Annotated in this window: 24 protein-coding genes; 18 read left to right on the top strand and 6 right to left on the bottom strand. The window is 66.4% G+C overall.

Going from position 1 to position 23,124, the window contains the following annotated elements; all coding sequences use genetic code 11:
- From DDE75_RS03585 to DDE75_RS03565, 5 genes are read left to right on the top strand one after another with little or no spacing between them, the layout of a single operon-like run.
- The gene (locus DDE75_RS03585) at window positions 1–789 is read left to right on the top strand and encodes an SDR family NAD(P)-dependent oxidoreductase (RefSeq protein WP_170310919.1); all 789 of its coding nucleotides are present in this window, start codon (window positions 1–3) and stop codon (window positions 787–789) included.
- Window positions 786–1,676 carry a polysaccharide deacetylase family protein gene (locus DDE75_RS03580; protein ID WP_108501026.1) on the top strand — a complete coding sequence of 297 codons (891 nt, stop codon included), beginning with the start codon at window positions 786–788 and terminating at the stop codon, window positions 1,674–1,676. The genes DDE75_RS03585 and DDE75_RS03580 overlap by 4 nt, the downstream gene beginning before the upstream one ends.
- Window positions 1,676–3,223 carry a gamma-glutamyltransferase gene (locus DDE75_RS03575; protein WP_108501325.1) on the top strand — a complete coding sequence of 516 codons (1,548 nt, stop codon included), beginning with the start codon at window positions 1,676–1,678 and terminating at the stop codon, window positions 3,221–3,223. The genes DDE75_RS03580 and DDE75_RS03575 overlap by 1 nt, the downstream gene beginning before the upstream one ends.
- Entirely contained in the window at window positions 3,216–4,196 is a 981-nt protein-coding gene (locus DDE75_RS03570; protein WP_108501025.1) for an ABC transporter ATP-binding protein, read from the top strand. The genes DDE75_RS03575 and DDE75_RS03570 overlap by 8 nt, the downstream gene beginning before the upstream one ends.
- The gene (locus DDE75_RS03565; protein WP_170310918.1) at window positions 4,189–5,175 is read left to right on the top strand and encodes an ABC transporter ATP-binding protein; all 987 of its coding nucleotides are present in this window, start codon (window positions 4,189–4,191) and stop codon (window positions 5,173–5,175) included. Before DDE75_RS03570 ends, DDE75_RS03565 begins: the two co-directional genes overlap by 8 nt.
- Before the next feature lie 70 nt (window positions 5,176–5,245).
- Here the strand turns inward: DDE75_RS03565 and DDE75_RS03560 are convergent, their stop codons facing one another.
- Both DDE75_RS03560 and DDE75_RS03555 read right to left on the bottom strand, forming a co-directional pair.
- Window positions 5,246–5,986: a MipA/OmpV family protein gene (locus tag DDE75_RS03560; RefSeq protein WP_108501024.1), complete on the bottom strand. Its 741-nt coding sequence runs from the start codon at window positions 5,984–5,986 to the stop codon at window positions 5,246–5,248.
- A 113-nt stretch (window positions 5,987–6,099) separates the two neighbouring features.
- On the bottom strand, window positions 6,100–7,950 hold the full coding sequence (locus DDE75_RS03555) for an ABC-F family ATP-binding cassette domain-containing protein (RefSeq protein ID WP_108501023.1): 1,851 nt from the start codon (window positions 7,948–7,950) through the stop codon (window positions 6,100–6,102).
- 103 nt (window positions 7,951–8,053) lie between these two features.
- On the opposite strand from DDE75_RS03555, the gene DDE75_RS17805 reads away from it, so the two are divergent.
- Both DDE75_RS17805 and DDE75_RS03545 read left to right on the top strand, forming a co-directional pair.
- Window positions 8,054–8,452 carry a DUF6525 family protein gene (locus DDE75_RS17805; protein WP_211659290.1) on the top strand — a complete coding sequence of 133 codons (399 nt, stop codon included), beginning with the start codon at window positions 8,054–8,056 and terminating at the stop codon, window positions 8,450–8,452.
- Window positions 8,398–9,375: a zinc-binding dehydrogenase gene (locus DDE75_RS03545; RefSeq protein WP_108501022.1), complete on the top strand. Its 978-nt coding sequence runs from the start codon at window positions 8,398–8,400 to the stop codon at window positions 9,373–9,375. Before DDE75_RS17805 ends, DDE75_RS03545 begins: the two co-directional genes overlap by 55 nt.
- A gap of 31 nt (window positions 9,376–9,406) precedes the next feature.
- On the opposite strand, the gene DDE75_RS03540 is transcribed toward DDE75_RS03545, so the two are convergent.
- Complete coding sequence (locus tag DDE75_RS03540) at window positions 9,407–9,769, bottom strand: YigZ family protein (RefSeq protein ID WP_108501323.1); 363 nt, start codon at window positions 9,767–9,769, stop codon at window positions 9,407–9,409.
- 1 nt (window position 9,770) lies between these two features.
- Window positions 9,771–10,184, bottom strand: coding sequence for a Fur family transcriptional regulator (locus DDE75_RS03535; protein WP_108501021.1), 414 nt, complete (start codon window positions 10,182–10,184; stop codon window positions 9,771–9,773).
- Between the two features lie 97 nt (window positions 10,185–10,281).
- On the opposite strand from DDE75_RS03535, the gene DDE75_RS03530 reads away from it, so the two are divergent.
- The 5 genes from DDE75_RS03530 (at window position 10,282) to DDE75_RS03510 (ending at window position 15,081) form a co-directional block, all read left to right on the top strand.
- Window positions 10,282–11,157 (top strand): metal ABC transporter substrate-binding protein, encoded by an 876-nt coding sequence (locus DDE75_RS03530; protein WP_108501020.1) that lies wholly within the window; start codon window positions 10,282–10,284, stop codon window positions 11,155–11,157.
- A complete protein-coding gene (locus DDE75_RS03525) occupies window positions 11,150–12,013 on the top strand; it encodes a manganese/iron ABC transporter ATP-binding protein (RefSeq protein ID WP_108501019.1) in 864 nt (287 codons plus the stop codon). The genes DDE75_RS03530 and DDE75_RS03525 overlap by 8 nt, the downstream gene beginning before the upstream one ends.
- Window positions 12,013–12,873 carry a metal ABC transporter permease gene (locus DDE75_RS03520; protein WP_108501018.1) on the top strand — a complete coding sequence of 287 codons (861 nt, stop codon included), beginning with the start codon at window positions 12,013–12,015 and terminating at the stop codon, window positions 12,871–12,873. Before DDE75_RS03525 ends, DDE75_RS03520 begins: the two co-directional genes overlap by 1 nt.
- Entirely contained in the window at window positions 12,870–13,697 is an 828-nt protein-coding gene (locus DDE75_RS03515; RefSeq protein ID WP_108501017.1) for a metal ABC transporter permease, read from the top strand. Before DDE75_RS03520 ends, DDE75_RS03515 begins: the two co-directional genes overlap by 4 nt.
- A 70-nt stretch (window positions 13,698–13,767) precedes the next feature.
- Complete coding sequence (locus DDE75_RS03510) at window positions 13,768–15,081, top strand: GH1 family beta-glucosidase (protein WP_108501016.1); 1,314 nt, start codon at window positions 13,768–13,770, stop codon at window positions 15,079–15,081.
- Here DDE75_RS03510 and DDE75_RS03505 read toward each other — a convergent pair whose 3' ends face one another.
- Window positions 15,082–16,701: a GMC family oxidoreductase gene (locus DDE75_RS03505; RefSeq protein ID WP_108501015.1), complete on the bottom strand. Its 1,620-nt coding sequence runs from the start codon at window positions 16,699–16,701 to the stop codon at window positions 15,082–15,084.
- 124 nt (window positions 16,702–16,825) lie between these two features.
- On the opposite strand from DDE75_RS03505, the gene DDE75_RS17440 reads away from it, so the two are divergent.
- From DDE75_RS17440 to DDE75_RS03480, 6 genes are all read left to right on the top strand, one after another.
- Window positions 16,826–16,990: a hypothetical protein gene (locus tag DDE75_RS17440; RefSeq protein WP_170310917.1), complete on the top strand. Its 165-nt coding sequence runs from the start codon at window positions 16,826–16,828 to the stop codon at window positions 16,988–16,990.
- Window positions 16,990–18,171: a vWA domain-containing protein gene (locus DDE75_RS03500; protein WP_108501014.1), complete on the top strand. Its 1,182-nt coding sequence runs from the start codon at window positions 16,990–16,992 to the stop codon at window positions 18,169–18,171. Before DDE75_RS17440 ends, DDE75_RS03500 begins: the two co-directional genes overlap by 1 nt.
- Entirely contained in the window at window positions 18,171–18,743 is a 573-nt protein-coding gene (locus tag DDE75_RS03495; RefSeq protein ID WP_162798893.1) for a DedA family protein, read from the top strand. Before DDE75_RS03500 ends, DDE75_RS03495 begins: the two co-directional genes overlap by 1 nt.
- A 5-nt stretch (window positions 18,744–18,748) precedes the next feature.
- Entirely contained in the window at window positions 18,749–19,435 is a 687-nt protein-coding gene (locus DDE75_RS03490; RefSeq protein WP_108501012.1) for a M48 family metallopeptidase, read from the top strand.
- Window positions 19,436–19,500: 65 nt separating this feature from the next.
- Window positions 19,501–20,685, top strand: a complete 1,185-nt coding sequence (locus DDE75_RS03485) for a hypothetical protein (RefSeq protein WP_108501011.1) — start codon at window positions 19,501–19,503, stop codon at window positions 20,683–20,685.
- Window positions 20,682–22,019 carry a cytochrome P450 gene (locus tag DDE75_RS03480; protein ID WP_108501010.1) on the top strand — a complete coding sequence of 446 codons (1,338 nt, stop codon included), beginning with the start codon at window positions 20,682–20,684 and terminating at the stop codon, window positions 22,017–22,019. Before DDE75_RS03485 ends, DDE75_RS03480 begins: the two co-directional genes overlap by 4 nt.
- Here the strand turns inward: DDE75_RS03480 and DDE75_RS03475 are convergent.
- The gene (locus DDE75_RS03475) at window positions 22,016–23,116 is read right to left on the bottom strand and encodes an ABC transporter ATP-binding protein (RefSeq protein WP_108501322.1); all 1,101 of its coding nucleotides are present in this window, start codon (window positions 23,114–23,116) and stop codon (window positions 22,016–22,018) included. The genes DDE75_RS03480 and DDE75_RS03475 overlap by 4 nt on opposite strands.
- Window positions 23,117–23,124: the final 8 nt, after the last annotated feature.

Below are 23,124 nucleotides of genomic sequence, written 5' to 3'. Positions count from 1 at the left end.
ATGGATTTCAAGGATCATTTCCACGGCAAGGGTGTCGTGATCACGGGGGCGGCGGGCCTGTTCGGGCGCGGCCTTGCGCAGACCTTCGCGGCGGCGGGTGCGAAGGTCTGCGTGACCGACCGCGACCAGGGCGCGCTGGACGCGCTGCTGAACGAACTGGATGCGCCCGGGTCCATCGCGGTGGCGGCGGATCTGACCTCGACCCCCGACATGCAGGCGCTGATCGCGGCGGTCGGGCGGGCATGGGGCGCGCCCGACATCCTGATCAACAACGCCGCGATCTATCCCAGCCAGTTCCTGCTGGACATGCAGATCGAGGATTGGGACCGCATGATGGACGTGAACTTCCGCGCGCCCTTCGTGCTGATGCAGGGCTTTGCCAAGCTGATGATCGCAGAGGGGCGCAAGGGCAGCTTCGTCAACATCGGATCGGGCGCCTCGCGCAAGATGCGTCTGACGGCGGCGGCCTATTGCATCTCGAAGACCTCGCTGGACCGGCTGACCAAGGGGATGGCGCAGGAACTGGCGCAATTCGGCATCCGCGTGAACGCGCTGGAGCCGGGTTTCAGCGCCGGATCCTCGGTCAGCAGATTGACACAGGAACATATCGACCGCGTGACCCGCGCCATTCCCCTGGGGCGCACCACCAGCATGGATGATATCGGCCCTGCCGCCCTGTATCTGGCCAGCGATTTCGCCAGCTATGTCACGGGAACCACGCTGACGGTGGATGGCGGCAACTCGATCGGAACCCTCGATGTCTTTCAGGAAAAGAAGACGCCGCTATGACCGGACTGGCACCCGCACCCGCCTATCCCTGGCCCGAAGGTAAGACATCGGCCTTCTGCTTTTCGGTCGATGTCGATGCCCATGCGCCCTGGCTCTGGGCGAACCGGGACCGGGTGCCTAACCTGCTGGGCCATCACGAACAGCGCAGCTTCGGCCCGCGCGTCGGCCTGCCGCGCATCGCCTCGCTTCTGGCGTCGCATGGCATCAAGGGCAGCTTCTTCGTCCCCGCCATCGTCGCCGAGGCCCACCCCTGGATGCTGCCCGCCCTTCTGGATGCCGGGCACGAGGTCGGGTTGCACGGCTATTTCCACGAATTGGTCGCCCAAGTGTCGGACGATCAGTTCACCCATGCGCTCGAGGCCTCGATCCAGCTGTTCAAGGATCAGACCGGGCAAGCCCCGCGCGGCTTCCGGTCCCCCGCATGGGAGATGACGCCCCATATGCTGGCCGAATGCCGCAGGCTGGGGCTTTACGATTCCTCACTGATGGGGCTGGAAACACCCCATTCCGTCGATGGCGTGACCGAGGTTCCTGTCAGCTGGGCCACCGATGACGCGATCTTCTTCAAGTTTTTGGGCGGCGGCGGCGACATGGCACCGCCCCTTGGCACCGATGCCGTCATGCGCGCATGGACCGAGGAGTTGCAGGCCAGCAGGCGCTACGGGACGCTGATGATGCTGACCGTGCACGACTGGATTTCGGGCAAGGCCGTGCGGGCGCAGATGCTGGACAAGCTGCTGGCCCATGTGGCGGGTGCGCCCGACATCTGGATCGCCACGGCGGGACAACTGGCGGGCCACCACCGTGCCCATGCGGCCGACCGCGACATGGTGCAGGCCACGCTTCCCGCAAGCCCGCTGACCCACCCCGCATGGAAGGACGCGTGATGCAGAACTGGACCATCCGCAAGCCGCAGGTCGCCTCGGATCGCGGCATCATCGCCTGCCAGCACTTCGAGGCCGCCGAGGCGGGCGCCCGCGTCCTGGCCCAAGGCGGCAACGCCATGGATGCCGCCGTCGTCGCGGCGCTGGTGCTGTCGGTGGTCGAGCCTTGGCTCAGCGGCATCGGCGGGGGTGGGCTGCTGCTGTGGGCCGATGCGGCAGGCGGTCCGGTGGAAAGCCTCGATTTCAACGTCCGCGCCGGAGAGGACTTCACCGCCGAGGATTACCCGCTGGTCGGCGGCAAGGATGGCGACTGGTTCGACTGGCCGGCGGTCAAGGACGACCGCAACCTGATCGGCTATGGTTCGATCTGCATCCCCGGCGCCATCGCGGGCCTTGCGGAAGCGCTAAAGCGTCACGGCACGCTGTCCTGGCACGACGCCCTGCAGCCCGCCATCACGCTGGCCGAACGCGGGATGCTGGTCGATTGGTTCACCTCGCTCTGCCTTGCCATCGACGCCCGGGGGTTGGCGCAGTTCCAGACCTCGGCCAGCATGTTCCTGCCCGACGGCAAACCGCTGAACAGCGGGGCGCAGACCTATTGCCCGATGCCTGCCAAGGCCGCCACCCTGCGGCGTCTGGCAAAGGCCGGTGCCCGCGATTTCTATGAGGGCGAGGTCGCCCAAGGTCTGATCCGCGACCTGCAGGCGGGCGGATCGCGGCTGACGGCGGCCGATCTGGCGGGCTATCGACCGATATGGGGGACGGCGGCCAGCACCGCCTATGCCGGGCATGACGTCCATGTGCCGCCCGAGCTTTGCGGCGGCCCCAGCATGCTGGAATGTTTTTCCACCCTGCGCGGCGAAGCCCCCTTGGGGACCGAGGCAGAGGCCGCCGCCGCCTATGCCCGCGCCATCCGCACCGCCTATGAGGATCGGCTGAAGACCATGGGCCACGCAAGCCGCGGCGGCAAGGATTGCACCAGCCATCTGTCGGTCGTCGATGCGGCGGGGAACATGGTCTCGCTGACAAACACGCTGCTGTCGCGCTTCGGGTCCAAGGTGACGCTGCCCTCCTCGGGGATCCTGATGAACAACGGGATGATGTGGTTCGACCCGCGCCCCGGCATGCCCAATTCGATCGCGCCGAACGCCCGCCCGCTGGCCAATATGTGCCCGACGATCCTGACCCGCGACGACCGGCCCGTCATGGCCATCGGTGCGGCGGGGGGACGCCAGATCTTTCCGGCGATCACGCAGCTTGTCTCCTATGTGCTGGATCGCGGCATGACGCTGGAGGATGCCTTCCACGCGCCCCGCATCGACGCCAGCACCCCGACCGTGGTCGTGGACACCGCCGCCGCAGATGGCGTGGCCGCCGCCGTGGGACGGCATTACCCGGTGCGCATGGCCTCGAACGGGCTGCATCCGGTGAACTTCTCGATCCCCTCGGCGGTGATGCTGGACCCGGCGACGGGGCAGCGCACCGGCATGGCCCATCCGGTCAGCCCCTGGACCGCCTGCGCCAGCGAAACGGCGGTGCCGCATGACTGAACCCACGCTGCAGATCAGCGGCCTGCAGGTTCAGGTCGGCCCGCATAAGGTCATCGACGGCGTCGACATCACGGTCCAGCCCGGCCAGATCGTGGCACTGGTCGGCGAAAGCGGGTCGGGCAAAAGCCTGACGGCCCTTTCCATCATGGGCCTGCTGGGGGGCAAGCTACGCAATGCGGGCGGGACGATCACCCTCTCGGGGACGCCGCTGGAGCATACCAGCGACGCCGCCATGCGACGGCTGCGTGGCCAGCGCATCAGCATGATCTTCCAGGAACCGGTCGCCTCGCTGAACCCGCTTCTGAGCGTCGGCGCGCAGGTCGGGGAAAGCCTGGTGGCGCATGGCAAGGCCGACGCCGGCAGCGCATGGTCGCGCGCCGTCCAGATGCTGCGCGACGTGGGCATCCCGGAACCCGAAAAGCGCGCCCGCCAACTGCCCTCGCAACTGTCGGGCGGGATGTGCCAGCGGGTCATGATCGCCTCGGCGCTGATCGCCCGCCCCGAGCTGCTGATCGCGGATGAACCGACGACGGCGCTGGACGTGACGATCCAGGCGCAGATCCTGGAGCTGATGCGCCGCCTGCGCGAACAGACGGGGACCTCGATCCTGTTCATCACCCATGATCTGGGGGTGGTCGCCTCGCTGGCCGACCGGGTCTGCGTCATGTACGGCGGCCGCATCGTCGAGCAGGCGGATGTCGACGATCTGTTCGACAACCCCGCCCACCCCTATACGCGCATGCTGCTGGCGACGATCCCGCGGGTGGACAGCCCGCGGAAGCAGCCGCTCTTCTCGATCCCGGGCACCGTGCCCGATCACGACGACTGGCCGCAAGGGTGCCGCTTTCGCACCCGCTGTCCGCTGGCCGGTGACGCCTGCCTGCAGACGCCGCCGCTGGAACCCAAGGCGGCGGGCCATCTGGCGGCCTGCTGGCATTCCGACAAGGTTGCGGGGATGATCGATCATGGCTGAGGACATCACACCCCTGCTGCGCGTCACCGACCTGAAGGTGCATTTCCCCGTCGCGGGCGAAGGGTTCGGCGCATCGAAATCCGTCGTCAAGGCGGTCGATGGCGTGTCCTTCGACGTCAGGGCCGGGGAAACGCTGGCCATCGTGGGCGAATCGGGCTGCGGGAAATCGACGACCGGCAATGCCATCCTTGGTCTGAACCCGGTAACCTCGGGGCGGATCGAATTCGAGGGGCGCGACATGGCCAGCCTGACGCGGGCCGAACGCGCCGCGCAGTGGCGCGATCTGCAGGTGGTCTTCCAGGACCCCGTCTCGGCGCTGAACCCCAAGCGCACCATCGGCCAATCCATCGAGGAGCCGCTGGCGATCCAGCGAGTCCCTGCCGCCGACCGCCGTGCCCGCGTGGCCGAGGTGATGTCGCTGGTCGGGCTGAACCCCTCGCAGCGCGACCGTTTCCCGAATGAACTGTCGGGCGGGCAGCGGCAGCGGGTGGTGATCGCCCGCGCACTGGCCTATCAGCCCAAGCTGATCGTCTGCGACGAGCCCGTCTCGGCGCTGGATGTCTCGATCCAGTCGCAGATCCTGAACCTGCTGCTGAAGCTGCAGCAGGACCTGGGGCTGGCGCTGCTGTTCATCTCGCACGATCTGTCGGTGGTGCGGCATCTGGCCGATCGGATCGCGGTCATGTACCTGGGCCATGTGGTCGAGATCGCCGAGACGCAGACCCTGTTCGACAGCCCGGAACATCCCTATACGCAGGCGCTGCTTTCGGCCGTGCCCCAGCCCGATCCGCGTGCCGAACGAAACCGCCGGACGATCCTGCTGGAGGGCGACCTGCCCAGCCCCATCGACCCGCCCAAGGGCTGCCCCTTCGTGACCCGCTGCCCGATCCGCGAGGCCCGCTGCGCCACCGACCGCCCGCGGCTGGAACCGATACGTCCCGGCCAGCAGGTCAGCTGTTGGGTCCGGGCTGGGGCCTGAACGAGGGGGCTGAAACGAAAAACGGGGGCTGCCGCAAGGCGCCCCCGTTCCCATCCGTCATGTCGCCTGATCAGAAACCGAACGAGAAGCGGCGCGTGACGCCCAAGCGCAGCGAGGGCTGGTATTCCTCCTGCACGACGGGCGAATCCGCCGCATCGCCGATCAGCTTGCCGTAACGCACTTCGCCCAGAAGCGAGGTCGTTTCGTTCAGCTTGTAGCGCGCCTCGAAGGTGATGGCCGCTTCGTTGAAGCCGCCGCCGGGCGCATAGGCGTCCAACCCGCTGGCCGCGCTTTCGTCGCCCGTCACGCCGAAATAGGTGTCGTTGTACTTGTCGTTGCCATAACCGATCTGCGCGCCCGACCACAGGGTGACGCGGTCGCTCAGCTCGGTGCGGTATTTCGCGCCAAGCTCGCCCGTCAGGCCTTCGTGACCGTCAAAGCCACGGCGCACGGTGCCATAGGCCGTGACCGGTCCCACGCCATAGCTGACCCGCAGACCCAGTTCATAGGCGCGGTCGATATCGTCCAGACCTGCCAGATCGTCGTTGTCGTCGCTGTCGCGCTTGCCTTCGGTCCCGAACGAGGGCGAGATCGAGAAGCCCTGCGCCTGATCACCGCCCCGCGTGCCGAAACCGGCATTGCGCCAGATGATCCAGGGGCCAGCCTCGCCATCGTCGGACCCGGGATAATCCGGTCCGTAGGAAACGCCCAGCCCCATCTCGGCCGAGAAGGTGCGACCGCCCTCGGCACCAAAGTCCTGCGCATGCAGTGGGGTCGCGAACAGGACGGCAAGTGCCAGGGCGTATTTCATCGGGCGATTCCAAAAACTGAAAGGGGCGTTGAACCCTATTAGGTGTCGAAACCGCATCGGCACAACCGCCCCGGCGGAGAGGATCCGGGATAGGCGCATTTTCGCAACAGCGCCTAGCCCTTTTCAGCCTGATCCAGCTTCTCAAGGGCAGTCATCCACAGTTCTTCGGCAAAAGCCAGCGCCTTGACGGCCTCGGTGCGCTTGCTGCCCCATTTCTTGGCCTCATAGGGGTCGTTGTAAAGGTTCGGGTCCGCCAGCTTGACGTCCAGCTTGCCCATCATCTCGGTCAGCTTCTGAACGCGTTCCTCGGATTTACGGACCTCGGAGCGCAGGGCCAGGATCGCATCGCGCGAGGGGCGCTTGGGGGCCGGTTTCGCGGCCTCGGCCACCGGCTTGGCGGGCGCATCGCCCGTCAGCAGGAACTTGCGGTAATCGTCCAGATCGCCCTCGTAGGGGCCGACGTTGCCATCCTTGACCAGCCAAAGGCGGTCGGCCACCAGCCCCAGCAGGTGCATGTCGTGGCTGACCAGCACCACCGCGCCGGTGTAATCGTTCAGCGCCTCGGACAAAGCCTCGCGGGATTCGATGTCCAGGTGGTTGGTCGGTTCGTCCAGGATCAGCAGATGTGGCGCGTCGATGGTCGCGATCAGCAACGACAGGCGCGCCTTCTGGCCGCCCGACAGCTGGCGGACCGGGGTTTCGGCCTGCGCCTCCATCAGGCCGAAGCCGGCCAGTCGGGCGCGCTGCTTGGCCTGGCCTTCGTTCGGGCGCAGGCTGCGGATGTGATCCAGCGGCGTTTCGTCCAGATGCAGCTCGTCGACCTGATGCTGGGCGAAATAGCCCACGCGCAGCTTGTTCGACCGGGTGATGTGACCCGACATGGTGCCAAGCCGTTCGGCCAGCAGCTTCGAGAGCGTCGATTTGCCCTGCCCGTTCCGGCCCAGCAGGGCGATCCGGTCGTCCTGATCGATCCGCAGATGCAGCTTTTGCAGCACGGCGCGGTCGCCGTAACCCACCGAGACACCCTCCATCGCTACGATGGGGGGGGACAGCTCCTCGGGCTGGGGGAAGGTGAAGCGGTGGAACTTGGCTTCCTCGGGGGCGGTGATCGGCTCCATCTTGGCCAGCATCTTGACGCGTGCCTGCGCCTGTCGCGCCTTGCTGGCCGTGGCGCCGAAGCGGTCGACGAAGCTTTGCAGATGGGCGCGGCGTTCGGACTGCTTCTTGGCCTCGGCGGCCTGAAGGGCGCGCTTTTCCGCACGGATGCGGGTGAAGCTGTCATAGCCGCCCGTGTAAAGCGTCAGCTGCTTGTTCTCCAGATGCAGGATGTGGCCCACCGCCCGGTTCAGCAACCCGCGGTCGTGGCTGATGATGATGACGGTATGGGGATAGCGCGCCAGGTAGCTTTCCAGCCAAAGCGCCCCTTCAAGGTCCAGATAGTTGGTCGGTTCGTCCAGCAGCAGCAGGTCGGGCTGCGCGAACAAGACCCCCGCCAGCGCCACGCGCATCCGCCACCCGCCCGAGAAGTCGCTGGTCGGTCGCGCCTGGTCGGTGGTCGAAAAGCCCAGGCCGTCCAGAATCGTCGCGGCGCGCGCCTCGGCGGACCATGCGTCGATGTCTGTCAGGCGGGTCTGGATGTCGGCGATGCGATGGGGATCGGTCGCGGTCTGGCTTTCGGCCAGCAGCGCGGTGCGTTCCTCATCCGCATCCAGCACGGTTTCCAGCACGCTGCGGTCGGTGGCCGCCGATTCCTGCGCGACACCCCCGATCCGGGCCCGCGACGGAAGGCTGATCGACCCGCCATCCAGCCCCAGCTGCCCCCGGATCAGCCGGAAGAGCGTCGTCTTGCCAGCCCCGTTCGGCCCGACCAGGCCCACCTTGTGGCCTTCGGGGATAGAGGCCGAGGCCCCGACAAACAGGGGACGGCCCTGCACGTTATATGTGATGTCATCAATACGCAGCATGTGCGGGGCATGAACGATGCCGCGCAGGTCGTCAATGGGACAAGCGCAGTTGCGTATTGTTATGTTATCTCATACAAGGCAAGCGACCTTGACCGAGTGCATGATGAGCCGAACCAGAAACACCCCTTCGGGCAATCTTGGGCAGGTGCCCATGCCCCTCAGGCGCCGAAGCGCCGATCCGATGGCCGATTACGATGCCCTGCCCCCGCCCTTGCGGCACTGGGTGGCCCATGCCGATCTGCCGTGGTCGCCCGCATCATGCCTGCGCCTGTGGCGCAAGTATCGGGCCCGGGGCGCGGCGCCCGACCAGATCCTGCGCCAGCTGACCGACCTGCAGGCCCGCAAGCTGGCCCGGCACAAGGTGACGGCGAATTTACCGCGCCGCTCTGGCCAAAAGGACGCATGCTTCCCAAGTGCCCTGCAGCAACAGACACGAAAGGACATGACATGCGCAGCATCCGATACGACCAGTTCGGCGACCCCGCCAAGGTTCTGGGCCTGACCGACACCGACCGCCCCGAGCCCGGTCCCGGTCAGGTCCTGATGCGCGTCATCATGTCACCCATCCACAATCACGACCTCTGGACCATCAAGGGGCAATACGGCGTCAAACCCGAACTGCCCGCCACCGGTGGCAGCGAAGCCGTGGGCATCGTCGAGGCTGTGGGGCGCGACGTCGATCCCGAACTGCAGGGCAAGCGTATCGCCGCAGCCGGATTGCAGGGTTCGTGGGCGGAATACGCGCTGGCCAAGGCATCGGGCGCCATACCCGTCCCAGACGAGATGCCCGACGAGGCCGCGGCCCAGCTGATCGCCATGCCCTTCAGCGCCATCACGCTGCTAGAATTCCTGAACGTCGAGGCTGGCGACTGGGTCATCCAGACCGCCGCCAATGGCGCGGTCGGCAAGATCATGACCGTTCTGGCCGAATCGCGCGGCGTTAAGCTGCTGAATCTGGTCCGCCGTCAGGGCGCGGCCGAGGAACTGGCGCAACTGGGCATCACCAACGTCATCTCGACCGACAGCGACGACTGGATCGAACAGGCGCGCCGGATCGTCGGCGATGACGGCGCAAGGGCTGCCATCGATTCCGTCGGTGGCGATGTCGTCCCCGGCCTGATCGAGCTGCTGGGCGAGGATGGCCTGATGGTCACCTTCGGTTCGGCCACGGGCGACCCGCTGCAGATGCCGGGCAGCCAGCTGATCTTCAAGCAGCTGACGGTCAAGGGCTTCTGGGGGGCCAAGGTCATGGCCGCCACCAAGCCCGAGGATGCGCAGCGCATGTTCGGCGAACTGATCGGACTGGTGATGAACGGCAAGCTGAAACTGCCCTCGGGTGGCGAATTCGGGCTGGATCAACCCGCCGATGCCGTCGATGCCGCAACCACGCCGGGTCGCGACGGCAAGATCATGTTCAAACCCTGACAAGCTTCGACCCCGCGACATCCGCGCGGGGTCACCCGTCCTTCTGGCCGGTTTCGCGCAGATAGTGACGCACCGCGTCGATCACATGGCGGAACCGGTCGCCCCCCAGATGCTTGCCGCCATACCAGCGCGTGACGATCACGACGTGACCTCGCAACTCGGCCCGTTCCAGCATCTGCAGGATCAGCGCCCCCGCGCCGCTTTCGCCGTCATCCTCTTTCAGCGGACCGTCGTCCAGCACCGCCGCCCAGCTGTGATGCGTTGCCTTGGCGAAGCGCTTGTTGCGGCGCAATTCGGCCAGCACCTGCTTGACCTGCGCCGCATCCGCCACCGCCGCCCCCGAGACCGCATAGCGCGATCCCCGGTCCGAGATGATCTTGTCGAAGACCTGCATCTCAGCGCCGCCGGACATAGAGTTCCAGCCGGTGATGCACGATGTCATAACCCATCTCGGCGGCGATCTCGGCCTGAAGGCGTTCGATGCGGTCATTGGTGAATTCGATCACCTCACCACTGTCGACGTCGATCATATGGTCGTGGTGGCTTTGATCGGCAGCCTCCCACCTTGCGGGTTCGCCCTGGAATTCCAGTTTCTCGATCACCCCCTGCGCCTGAAGCGTGGTCAGTGTACGATAGACGGTGGCCAGCGACACCCCCGCCCCTGCCGTGACCGCGCGTGCATGCAGTTCCGCCGCGTCAGGATGGTCGTCCGCCGCCGCAATCACCTGCAGCAATGCAGCCCGCTGTCGCGTGACCCGCACCCCTGCCTGCCGCAGTGCTTTTTCCAATCTGGTCGCTCGTCCCGTCATGGCGCCATCATGCCGCAGCCAGCCGCCAGTTGCAACTGGTTCGCAACTGTTGACAGTTGCGAACGATTCGCAGATAAGCGAGGACAAGGAGAACCCCATGTTCCGATTCCTGACCGCCCTTGCGCTTTGCCTGCCCGTGACGGCCCATGCCGAACAACTGAAGGTCGCCACCAGTTTCACGATCCTGGCCGACATGGCCCGCAACGTGGCGGGCGATCTGGCGCAGGTGAATTCGATCACGCCGCCGGGGGCCGACATCCACAACTATCAGCCGACGCCGGGCGACATCATCGGCATCGCCAATGCCGATGTCATTCTGGTCAACGGGATGAACCTGGACCTCTGGGCGCAGCGCTTTCTGGCGCGGATCGGCGATGTGCCGGTGGCGACGCTGTCGGAGGGGGTCACGCCGATCTCCATCCGCGGGGGCGATTACGACGGGCTGCCGAACCCCCATGCCTGGATGGCGCTGGATTCGGCGCAGGTCTATGTCGACAATATCGCAACCGCGCTGGCAGGGGCCGATCCCCAGAATGCCGACGAATATCGCGCCAATGCCGACCGCTATAAACAGCAGATCGCCGACACCATCGGCCCTCTGCGCGACCGCGCCCGCGCCCTGCCCGCCGATCGTCGCTGGCTGGTGTCCTCCGAGGGCGCGTTTTCCTATCTGGCGCGCGATTTCGACCTGAGGGAGCTGTTCCTCTGGCCGATCAATTCCGATGGGCAAGGCACGCCGCAGCAGGTGCGCCGCCTGATCGACGACATCCGCCAGGACAAGGCGCCGGTCATCTTTTCCGAAAGCACGGTGTCGGACCGTCCGGCGCGGCGCATCGCGCAGGAAACCGGCGCGGAATACGGCGGGGTGCTCTATGTCGACAGCCTGTCCGAGGCCGACGGACCGGTGCCCACCTATCTGGACCTGCTGCGGGTCACATCCGAAACCATCGTCACGGGGCTTGAGCATGATTGACGCCGACACATTGGGCCTGCAGGTGCGCGACCTGACCGTCGCCTATCGCAACGGTCACACCGCGCTTGGCGATGCCAGCTTCGAGGTGCCGCAAGGGTCCGTCACCGCGCTGGTGGGCGTCAATGGCGCGGGAAAATCGACGCTGTTCAAGGCGCTGATGGACCTGCTGCCGCATGCCTCGGGGCTGGTGCGGATCATGGGGCTGCCCGTGCGACAGGCGCTGGCGCAGAACCTTGTGGCCTATGTCCCCCAGGCCGAGGAGGTCGACTGGTCCTTTCCGGTCCTGGTCGAGGATGTGGTGATGATGGGCCGATACGGCCACATGGGCTTCCTGCGCCGCGCAAAGCCCGCCGACCGCAAGGCCGTCGACGAAGCCATGGCCCGCGTGGGCATCAGCGAATACCGTCACCGCCAGATCGGCGAACTGTCGGGCGGTCAAAAAAAGCGCGTCTTCCTGGCCCGCGCCCTGGCGCAAGAGGCCCGCGTCATCCTGCTGGACGAACCCTTCACCGGCGTCGACGTCCAGACCGAGCAGGCGATCATCGCCCTGCTGCGCCAGATGCGCGACGAAGGCCGGGTGATGCTGGTATCGACCCACGACCTCGGCTCGGTTCCGGAATATTGCGACCGCGTCGTGCTGGTCAAAGGCACCGTGCTGGCGTCGGGGCCGACCGAGACCACCTTCACGCCGGAAAACCTGCGCATCGCCTTTGGCGGCGTGCTGCGCCATTTCGTTCTGGGCGGCACCGACCTGCATCAGGATGAAGACGCACGCAACGTCGATGTCTTCACCGATGACGAACGCCCGCTGATCTTCTACGACGACCAGCACCACCGCGCGGGGGGACCGCGCTGATGCTGGACATCCTGCTGACCCCCTTCACCTATGGCTACATGGCAACGGCGATCTGGGTTTCGGCCCTGGTGGGCGGCGTCTGCGCCTTCCTCTCGGCCTATCTGATGCTGAAAGGCTGGAGCCTGATCGGCGACGCCCTGTCCCATTCCATCGTGCCGGGTGTGGCCGGGGCCTATATTTTGGGCCTGCCCTTCGCGCTTGGGGCGTTTCTGTCGGGCGGGCTGGCGGCGCTGGCGATGCTGTTTCTGAACACCCGCACGGGGCTGAAACAGGACGCGGTGATCGGCCTGATCTTCACCGGCTTCTTCGGCATCGGGCTGTTCATGGCATCGCTGAACCCAGTGGCGGTCGATATTCAGGCCATCACCATGGGCAACATCCTTGCCATCGCCCCCTCCGACATCATGCAATTGGCGCTGATCGGGGGCATATCCCTGGTCATCCTGCTGGCCAAATGGCGCGACCTGATGGTCGTCTTCTTCGACGAAAGCCACGCCCGCACCATCGGCCTGCACCCCGCACGACTGAAGGCGCTGTTCTTCACCCTTTTGGCCGCATCCACCGTGGCGGCGATGCAGACGGTGGGCGCCTTTCTGGTCATCGCGCTGGTGGTGACGCCGGGGGCCACGGCCTATCTGCTGACCGACCGCTTTCCGCGGCTGATCATGCTGTCGGTCGCCATCGGGACGGTGACCTCGGCCATCGGGGCCTATGCCAGCTTCTTCCTCGATGGCGCGCCGGGGGGCATCATCGTGACGCTGCAGACGCTGCTGTTCCTTGCCGCCTTCGTCTTTGCCCCCACCCACGGGCTGCGCGCATCCCGCCGCCGCGCCCGCGCCGCAATCGAGGGTCACCCATGAACGCGCTGCTTCTGCCCTTCAGCTTTCCGGTGATGACCGACGCGCTGATGATCGCCGTCATCGTCGCGATACCTGCCGCCCTGCTGAGCTGCTTTCTGGTCCTGAAAGGCTGGGCGCTGATGGGCGATGGGATCAGCCACGCCGTCCTGCCCGGCATCGTGCTGGCCTATGCGCTTGGCTTTCCGCTGATCATCGGCGCCTTCGTGGCCGGGATGATCTGCGCGCTGACCTCGGGCTGGCTGGACGCCAACAGCCGCATCAAATCCGACACCGCGCTTGGCATCGTCATGGCGGGCATGTTCGCGGTCGGGCTGATCCTGTTCACGGCCATGCCCAGCAATGTGCATCTGGATCATATCCTGTTCGGCAATATCCTTGGCATCGGTCCCGCCGATTTCGCCCAGGCCCTGCCCATCGCCATCGTCGTGACGCTGGTGCTGGTGTTGAAATGGCGCGACTTCGCCGTGCAGGCCTTCGATCCGGTGCAGGCGCGGGTGGCGGGTCTGGCGACGGGGTGGCTGCACTACGGGATGCTGGCGATGATCGCGGCATCGGTGGTGGCGATGCTGTCTTCGGTCGGCATCATCCTCTCGGTGGGTCTGCTGATCGCGCCCGGTGCCATCGCCTTTCTGCTGACGCGCCGCCTTCAGGCAATGATGGCGGTGGCCGTGGGCGTTGCGGTGGGCGCGACGGTGCTGGGTATCTGGTCCAGCTTCTGGCTGGACAGTGCCCCCGCGCCCACCATCATCGTCATCCTGACGGCGATCTTCGTCGGGACCTTCCTCTGGCGCCAGTTCACCGGACCGCGCGGCGTCCGCATCTAGGCCCTTCAAGGCCCCTTCAAGGCGGCGCGGGAACATGCCAGCATGACCCGCCCGCAGGAGGAGAGACCAGATGCTGCCACCCCGTTCCGACTTCCCCGCCGATTTCACCTTCGGCGCCGCCACCTCGGCCTATCAGATCGAGGGGTCGGCCCAGGGCGGCGCAGGCCCATCGCATTGGGATACCTTCGCTGCCACGCCGGGCAACATCATCGACAACAGCAACGGATCGCGCGCCTGCGATCACCTGAACCTCTGGCCGCAGGATCTGGACCTGATCCGCGATGCGGGGTTCGATGCCTATCGCTTCTCGACCTCATGGGCGCGGGTGATGCCGGACGGGGTGACGGTGAACCCCGAGGGGGTGGATTTCTACGACCGGCTGGTCGACGGGATGCTGGAACGCGGGCTGAAGCCCTTCCTGACCTATCACCACTGGGACCTGCCCACCGCGCTGGCCGACAAGGGCGGCTGGCAGAACCGCGACGTGGCCGCGCAATTCGCCGACCTGTGCACCACGATCCACGCCCGGCTTGGCGACCGCATCGCCAGCGCCGCAACGCTGAACGAGCCGTGGTGCATGGCTTGGCTGTCGCATTTCCTGGGCCATCACGCCCCCGGCCTGCGCGACATCCGCGCTGCCAGCCGCGCCATGCATCACGTGTTGATGGCCCATGGCACCGCCGTGCAGGCCCTGCGGGCGGCGGGTGCGGAAAACCTCGGCATCGTGCTGAATTTCGAAACCCAGCACCCCGCCGATGACAGCGAGGGCGCCCGTCGTGCGGCGGATGTGCAGGACGCGATCTACAACCAGTGGTTCATTCGCGCCATCATGGGACAGGGCTATCCCGATGCCGCGCTGGAGGGGATCGGCCCGCATCTGCCCCAAGGCTGGCAGGACGACATGGCGACCATTGCCCAGCCCCTCGATTGGCTGGGGGTTAATTACTACACCCGCCACCTGAACGCCCATGCGCCGGGGCTTTGGCCCAATGCCAAGGACGTTCCCGGCCCCCTGCCCAAGACCCAGATGGATTGGGAAATCCGCCCCGAAGGGCTGACCGAGTTCCTTGTGCGGCTCAAGACCAACCATACCGGCGATCTGCCGCTCTACGTCACCGAAAACGGCATGGCCCATGCGGCGGGCGATCCGGTCACGGCGGATGCGGGCCGCGTGCAGTTCATCGGCGACCACCTGCGGGCCTGCAAGGCGGCGATAGATCAGGGCGTCGATCTGCGCGGGTTCTTCTATTGGTCGCTTCTGGACAACTACGAATGGGGCTGGGGATACGGGCCGCGCTTTGGCCTGGTCCATGTCGATTACGATACGATGGCCCGTACCCCCAAGGACAGCTGGCATGCCTTTAGGCAGATGCTGACCGCCTGATCAGCCCGCCAGACGCGCCCGCCCCGCCGCAAGGATCATGTCGCTGGCCTTTTCGGCGATCATCGTGGCGGGCGCATGGGTATTGCCCGATACGATGAAGGGCATCACCCCCGCATCCACGACCCGCAGCCCCACCAGTCCGCGCACGCGCAGCTGATCATCGACAACGGCCAGCGGATCGCTGCCCATGCGGGTGGTGCCGACGGGGTGGAAGATGGTCGTGCCGACCTCTGCCGCGGCATTCGCCAGATCGGCATCGCTGGTCAAATGCGCGCCGGGCTTCAGCTCTTGCGGGGCGAATTCGGCCATGCGGCGGGTGGCCATCAGGCGGCGGGCATGGCGCAGGCTGTCGATGGCCACCTGACGGTCGCCCTCGGTCGTCAGGTATCGGGGCGCGATGGCGGGGGCCGCCGACGGATCGGCACTGGTGATGTGGCAATGGCCCGTGCTTTCGGGCCGCAGGTTGCAGACCGAGACGGTCAGCCCCGGAAAATCGTGCAAGGGGTCGCCGAACCTGTCCAGCGACAGAGGCTGGACGTGATATTCGATATTCGGCGTCGCGAAGTGATCCGAGGATTTGGCGAAGATCCCCAGCTGGCTGGGCGCCATCGCCATCGGCCCCGTCCGGCGCAGCGCATATTCCAGCGCGATCCCCGCCTTGCCCCACAGGCTGCCGGCACGGTCGTTCAGCGTCCGCGCGCCCCTGATGCGAAAGACGGTGCGCAGTTGCAGATGATCCTGCAAGTTCTCACCCACGCCGGGCAGGTCGTGGCGCGGCGCGATGCCCAAGGCGGCCAACCGGTCGGGCTGGCCGATGCCGCTATGCTCCAGCAGGGCGGGGGAATTGATCGCCCCGGCGGACAGGATCACCTCGGCCCCGGCCCGCGCATGACGCAGCACGCCGTGCTGGGTGATGTCGACGCCGGTGACGCGCCGCCCGTCGAAGGTCAGGCGGGCGACCTGGGCGTCGGTCTCGATCCGCAGGTTGGGACGGTCGCGGGCCGGGTTCAGGAAGGCCTTGCGGGCGTTCCAGCGCAACCCGCGCCGCTGCGTGACGGGGAAATAGCCGACGCCTTCGTTGTCGCCACAGTTGAAATCGCGGCATTCCGGCAGGCCCAGTTCCTGCGCCGCCTGCGCCACGGCATCAAGGATCGGCCAGTTCAGCCGCTGCTGTTCGACCCGCAATTCGCCCTGATCGCCATGCAGGTCGCAAGCCGGTTCGTAGTGGCGCTCGCTGCGCCGGAAATAGGGCAGCACGTCGTCCCAGCCCCAGCCCACGTTCCCCGCCTGCCGCCAACGGTCGAAATCGGCCGCCTGCCCGCGCATGTAGATCATGCCGTTGATCGATGAACACCCCCCCAGCACCCGCCCGCGCGGATAGTTCAACCGCCGCCCGTTCAGGCCCGGCTCGGGCTCCGTCTGGTAACACCAGTCCAGCTTGGGGTTGCCCATCGCGTAGAGATAGCCGACCGGCACATGCACCCAGAAGCGGTTGTCGTGGCCCCCGGCCTCCAGCAGCAGGACGCGGTTCCTCGGGTCCGCCGACAGGCGATTGGCCAGCACGCATCCCGCCGATCCCGCGCCGACGATGATATAGTCGTATGTCCCCAGATCCTGCATTCATTCCTCCTGTCCCCGGGCGCAGGCTAGGGCGCGGTGTCGCGGGCGGCAAGTAGGGCGGTTGCGGCAAGGTGCGCGGGGCGCTATCTGCAATGGGATACCTGGATCAACCGGAAGGCCCGTCATGATCGTCATCGCTGCCCTTGTCATCGGCGCTTTCTTGGGCTGGCGCCGCGCCGCCAAGCTGGGCGGCAACCGGCTTGACCGCCTGCAATATGCGGCGGCCTTTGCGGTCATCCTGGCCCTGGTCGCGCTGTTCATCACCGTCTTCATCGAACGGATGGCGTGATGTTCCTGCCATTCCTCGACAGTCTGCGCCGCCACGGAGTGCCGGTCTCGCTGCGGGAATGGCTGGACCTGATGGGCGGCATGCAGGCAGGCATCGCGGGCTGGCAGGTGGATGGCTTCTATGCCCTGTCGCGGCTGGTGCTGATCAAGGACGAGCGGCATCTGGACCGCTTCGACCGCGCGTTTTCGGAAACATTTTCCGGGCTGGACGAAATTCCGGTGGAATCGCTGGTCAATGAACAGGCCCTGCCGCGCGAATGGCTGGAAAAGCTGGCCGAGAAGATGCTGACGGACGCGGAAAAGGCGGAAATTCAAGGCGCGGGCAGTCTGGATGCGCTGATGCAGAAGCTGCGCGAACGGCTGGCCGAACAGAAAGGCCGTCACCAGGGTGGCAACAAGTGGATCGGCACGGCGGGGACGTCACCCTTCGGCGCCTATGGCTACAACCCCAAGGGCGTGCGGATCGGCCAGGACGAAAGCCGCCACCGCCGCGCCGTCAAGGTCTGGGACAAGCGCGAGTTCCGCGATTTCGACGACCGGATCGAGCTGGGCACCCGCAACATCAAGGTCGCGCTGAAGCGGTTGCGCCAATGGGCACGCCACGGTGCCGATCAGGAACTGGACCTGCCCGCCACCATCCGCGCCACCGCCGATCACGGCTATATCGACGTCAAGACGCGCCCCGAACGCCGCAACGCCGTCAAGGTGCTGCTGTTTCTGGACGTAGGCGGCAGCATGGACGACCATATCCGCGTGGTGGACGAACTGTTCAGCGCCGCGCGGGCCGAATTCAAGCACATGCACCACTTCTACTTCCACAACTGCCTTTACGAAGGCGTGTGGACGGATAACCGCCGCCGTTGGGCCGAACAGACACCCACATGGGACATCCTGCACCGCTTCGGCCGCGATTATAAATGCATCGTGGTGGGCGACGCCTCGATGTCGCCCTATGAGATCGCGGTCCCCGGCGGGGCCAACGAACACATGAACCCCGAAGCCGGAGAGGTCTGGCTGCGCCGCCTGGCCGAGACATGGCCCGATCATGTCTGGCTGAACCCCGTGCCGCAGGATCACTGGCGTCATACCCAGTCCATCGGCATGATCCGCCAGATCTTTCCCGACCGGATGATGCCGATGACGCTGGATGGGCTGACGCAGGCCATGCGGGTCCTGGGATGATGGCCGATCTGGCCGCGCTGCTGCCCCTGTGGGGGCCGTGGCTGCTGGCAGGTTGCGCGTTTCTGTCGTGCATGATGGTGCCGGTGCCGACCTCGGTCCTGCTGGTCAGCGCGGGGGCCTTGGCGGGGACCGGACATCTGCACCTGATCCCGATCGCTGCGGGCGCAGTCATCGGCGCCAGCCTTGGTGATCTGACCGCCTTTCTGCTGGCGCGGCGTTTGCAACCGCTGCTGTCACGCCACGCGCGCCTGCTGGAGCGGGCCCAAAGGCTGGTCGCGCGGCAGGGTATGGTCGCCGTCTTCCTGTCGCGCTGGCTTATCACGCCGCTTGGACCGCCGACCAATTACGTCGCAGGCGCGGCGGGCCTGGCCCTGCCGCGCTTTCTGATCGCCAGCATCCCCGGAGAGGCGATCTGGGCCGCGCTGCATTTGGGCGCAGGCCATCTGGCAGGACGCAGCTTTCGCCATCAAGAGGCCGCCGCCCTGAAGGCCCTGGCCGTCGCCGTACCCTTGGCTGCGGCATTCTGGCTATTGCACCGTTACTGGAAGCGTCGCCATCACGGCCCCATATAGATGCCATGCTGAAGTTCACGCCGATCATCCTGCTGGGCCTCTATCTGGCCGCGATGTGGTTCTTTTCGGCCTGGCGGCTGAAGCGGGACCTGAACGACCATGCCACCCCTCTGAACCACCCGCGCCTGACTCCGATGCTGAAACGCCTTGGCGCGGCGATGGACCTGCCCCCGATCCGCGCCCATATCTACGAGGTCGAGCCGGTGAACGGCCTTGCCGCCCCTGATGGGCGCATTTTCCTGACCCGTGGTTTCATCCGCAAGCTGGACGCCTGCGAAGTTACGCCCGAGGAACTGGCCAGCGTCATTGCGCATGAATTGGGCCATGTCAGCCTTGGCCATTCCCGCCGCCGGATGATCGACTTCGCCGGGCAGAACGCCATCCGCATGGCGCTGGCAGGCATTCTGGGCCGGTTTCTGCCCGGCATCGGCGTCTGGATCGCCAATGCCGTCGCCACCGCCGTCGCCGCCCGCCTGTCGCGTCAGGACGAATTCGAGGCTGACCAATTCGCCAGCGCCCTGATGATCAAGGCGGGTTTCGGCACCGCCCCGCAGAAATCGCTGTTCCAGAAGCTGGACCGCCTGACGGGGGCCATGGGGCGCGGTGCGCCCGCATGGTTCTCGTCCCATCCGCCCGTCGCCAAGCGCATCGCCGCGATCGAAGCACATGAGGCCCACTGGCAGCAGGACTGACCGCACAAGGGCTTGTCGCGCCACGCCTCTGCCCTATTCTGGCCCTGAACCGACCCGAGGCCCGAATGACCGTCCCCTTTCGCCGCCATGTCCTTTATCTGCCGGGTTTCGATCCCATCCCGCCCCGCCGCTATCGCGAGTTGTATCGACGCGAGGCGGCGGATCAGGCGCGGATATCCGGCCACAAGCTGCGGATGAAGAAGGCCCAGCCCGACGGCGGCGGCTTTGCCTGGCGCGTGGGCGCGCATGTCGAGGGTCGCGACGTCGAGACTCGCTTCGAGGTCGCGCTCTGGTCCGACATCGTGCAGGCATCCATGTCGACGGGGATCGTGGGAACCTATCGGCAGCTGTTCCGCACGATGTGGATCTATATCGCCTCGGGCACGATCACCAGGCTGATGCGGCTGCGGCGGGGACCCGTGATCGCGGCCTTCTACCCCATCGCGGTGCTGCTGGCGCAGCTTGCGCTGGCAATCGGCATGGCGGCCTTGGTGACTTGGGGCATATCGGCGGCGGGCGGCGGCCTTTGGGGATTGCCCTTGGGACTGGCGGCAGGTTGGGGCGTTCTGGTCTTGGGACGGCGGCTGGATCACCGGCTGTTCGCCTATTACCTGATGCACGACTATGCCTTCACCGGTGCCCACCACGGCGCCTATCCCCCCGCGCTGGAAGATCGCATCACCCAATTCCGCGATCGGCTGAAGGCGATCCTTGCGCAGGACCTGGACGAGGTGCTGGTGATCGGCCATTCCTCGGGCGCCTATCTGGCGGTCTCGGTTCTGGCCGATCTGCTGCGCGAAGGCCCCCGGCATGGTCCCGCGCTGTCGCTGCTGACGCTTGGCCATGTCGTGCCAATGGCTGGTTTCCTGCCGCGTGCCCACCGGCTGCGCGATGATCTGGCGTTCTTGTCGCAGGCGGATGGCATCTTCTGGACCGATGTCACAGCGCCGGGGGACGCCTGCTGCTTTGCGCTCTGCGATCCGGTCGCGGTCTGCGGCATGGCGGGACCGGACCAGAGATGGCCGCTGGTGATCTCGGCCGCCTATACCCAGACCCTGTCGCCCGAACGCCAGAAGGCGATCCGCAACCGCTGGTTCCGGCTGCATTTCCAATACCTCTGCGCTTTCGACCGTCCGGGCGATTACGATTATTTCGCCATCACCGCAGGGCCGCAGACGCTGGCGCAACGCTTCGGGGCGCGCAACCATTCGCCCGGTCGGATCACCCGCCCCGTCGGCAAACGCAGATGAAGGCACCCCGCCCCACCGGCGCGGAAGGTCGCGGCACCATCCGCACCCTGATGCGCGGCTTTCGGCGCGACCTGCTGGGGGCGCTGCCCGAACGCCTCTATCGCGCATGGATGGCCGAGTTCCGCACCCCCATCATCCACAGCTTCTTCTGCAACGACCCTGCGCTGCTGAAGACCATCCTGCAGGACCGCCCTGCCGATTTCCCCAAATCGAACCGGATGCGCGAAGGCTTGGCTCCGCTGCTAGGCAACGGTGTCTTCATCAGCAATGGCGCGGAATGGGCGCATCAGCGCCGCATCATCGATCCGGCGTTCGAGGGCGGGCGTATCCGCCACAGCTATCCCGCCATTCTGGGCGCCGCCCGCGCGGCGGTGTCGCGGATGCCAACCGGCATCACGGATGTCGAGCCGCAATTGGCCCATGCGGCGGCCGATGTGATTTTTCGCGTGCTGTTTTCCCTGCCCGTCGAACATGCCATCGCCGCGCAGGTCTTCCACGCCTTCCGCGCCCACCAGGAGGCTCAGCCGCTGGTCAATCTGGCCGCCCTGCTGCCCCTGCCGCGCTGGATGCCGCGCCCCCATTCCCGCCGCACGCGGGCCAGCGCCGCGCAGATCCGTGGGCTGATCGCCGATCTGGTCGATGCGCGGCTGGCGCAGATCGCGGATGGCACCGCGCCGGATGATCTGGCCACCAAGATGATGACGACACCCGACCCGGAAACTGGCGCCTGCTTCACCCGGGCCGAGATGGTCGATCAGGTCGCGGTGATGTTTCTGGCTGGGCATGAGACCAGCGCCTCGGTCCTGGCCTGGGCCTTGTGGCTGCTGGCCGCGCATCCCGAATGGCAAGATCGTGTGGCCGCCGAGGCCGTGCAACTGAGCGATGACTTTGCCAGCGTTTCCACCCTGAAGGCGACCCGCGCCGTCTTCCGCGAGGCCCTGCGCCTTTATCCCGCCGTGGCGATGTTCGCACGCGAGGCGACGCAGACCGAAACCTTCCGCGAACGCCGCCTGCCGCGCGGGGCGCAGTTGGTGGTCTCACCTTGGCATCTGCACCGACACCAACGGCTGTGGGACCGGCCCGACGACTTCGACCCTGCGCGGTGGGATACACTCGAAGGCAAGACCAGCGCCCGGACCGCCTATCTGCCGTTTTCCGCGGGACCCCGCGCCTGCCCCGGCGCGGGGCTGGCCATGGTCGAGGGCGTGGTCATGCTGGCCGCCATCACCCGCGCCTTCCGGCTGGAGACGACCGACCGCGAACCCCTTCCCGTGGCCCGCCTGACCATCCGGGCCAAGGACGGCATCTGGCTGAAGATGACGCCGCGATCCTAGCGGAACAGCACCAGCGACCCGGGCGACCAGGCAAGGCGGGTGCGGGTGCCGACCTCTTGCACATCGCGGCCAAAGACGTTGCGCATGGAAATCCGCACGGTGCGCGATTTGCCATCGGTGCGCGCGACCCCGTCCAGACGCAGGTCGTAATAGGTCATATCGCCGTAATAGACGACCTCGTCGATGGTGGCATTGGTTTCGCGCGGCTGGTTGTGGGTGGCGCCCGCACCGACCAGCGTCATGGTTTCGGGGCGGAAACCGATCATCGCGCCCTCGTCATCCTCATTGGCGCGGCTGACCTGCGAATGCGGCAGCTGCACCTGCCCCAGGCCTGGCACATCCACGGTGACGATGCCCCCGATGTCGGCCACGATATGCGCCGGCAGGAAGTTCATCACTCCGATGAAATCGGCGACGCGGCGGGTGGCGGGGCGGGCATAAAGCGCCTCGGGGCCGTCCAACTGGGCAATCTCGCCCTCGAACATGACGGCGATGCGGTCGGACATGACCAGGGCTTCTTCCTGATCGTGGGTGACCAGAACGAAGGTGATGCCGACCTGACGCTGCAGCTTGATCAGCTCGACCTGCATCTGTTCGCGCATCTTGCGATCCAGCGCCGAGAGCGGTTCGTCCAGCAGCAGCACCTTGGGCTTCAGGATCAGCGCCCGGGCCAGCGCGACCCGCTGACGTTGGCCGCCCGACAGCGCATGGGCCGAGCGTGCGCCATAGCCCTTCAGGCCGACCATCGCCAAAGCCTCGTCCACTGCGGCGGCCTTCTCGGCCTTGCCACGCGGGTCACGGCGCAGCCCGAAGGCCACGTTTTCCGCGACCGTCAGATGCGGAAAGATCGCATAGGACTGGAAGACCATGTTGGTCGGGCGCTTGTTGGCAGGCACATCACCCATCTCGCGATCGTCGATCAGAACGACACCGCTGCTGATATCCTCGAACCCCGCGATGGTGCGCAGAAGCGTGGTCTTGCCGCAGCCCGATGGGCCCAGCAGCGAAAAGAACTCGCCCCCCTTGATGGTCAGGTCGATGCCGCGCAGCGCGTGGTAGTCGCCGTAATACTTATGCACGTCACGGCATTCGATCATGGCCTTGG

Source organism: Paracoccus indicus (assembly GCF_003056335.1).
Classification (GTDB): domain Bacteria; phylum Pseudomonadota; class Alphaproteobacteria; order Rhodobacterales; family Rhodobacteraceae; genus Paracoccus; species Paracoccus indicus.
This window is presented reverse-complemented; position numbering and strand designations above follow the sequence as displayed.